The sequence below is a fragment of the Sulfitobacter sediminis genome, from assembly GCF_040811725.1.
In the GTDB taxonomy this organism is placed as follows: domain Bacteria; phylum Pseudomonadota; class Alphaproteobacteria; order Rhodobacterales; family Rhodobacteraceae; genus Sulfitobacter; species Sulfitobacter sediminis.
The window spans coordinates 1-254 of sequence record NZ_JBFNXX010000192.1; the positions used below are offsets into that span (position 1 = coordinate 1).

Below are 254 nucleotides of genomic sequence, written 5' to 3' on the forward strand. Positions count from 1 at the left end.
TGGGGGTGCGGCGGGCGAGTGCGTTTTTTGTGTCAGTACGCATGAAGTAGATCAGCCTGCGAACCGTTGGCGCGGCGTTAGTGTTACAGGTCGTGATTGGCGGGATTAGGCTTTGGTTACCGCCAGGGCGTTGGGTCGCAGAAAAAGTCGCTTTTGGAGTCCACAACGTGATGGCGTACTGAGACGCAGGTAGCGCATTTATCTTCGGTTCTCGGGTCGGACCGCAAATGGATACCTTATTTGATGCCGCAGGA

General features: G+C 55.5%; 1 protein-coding gene. It reads left to right on the plus strand.

From position 1 onward, the window contains the following. The first annotated feature begins 56 nt into the window (after positions 1-56). On the plus strand, positions 57-182 hold the full coding sequence (locus AB2B41_RS23630; protein ID WP_367880264.1) for a Na+ dependent nucleoside transporter N-terminal domain-containing protein: 126 nt from the start codon (positions 57-59) through the stop codon (positions 180-182). The last annotated feature ends 72 nt before the right edge of the window (positions 183-254 follow it).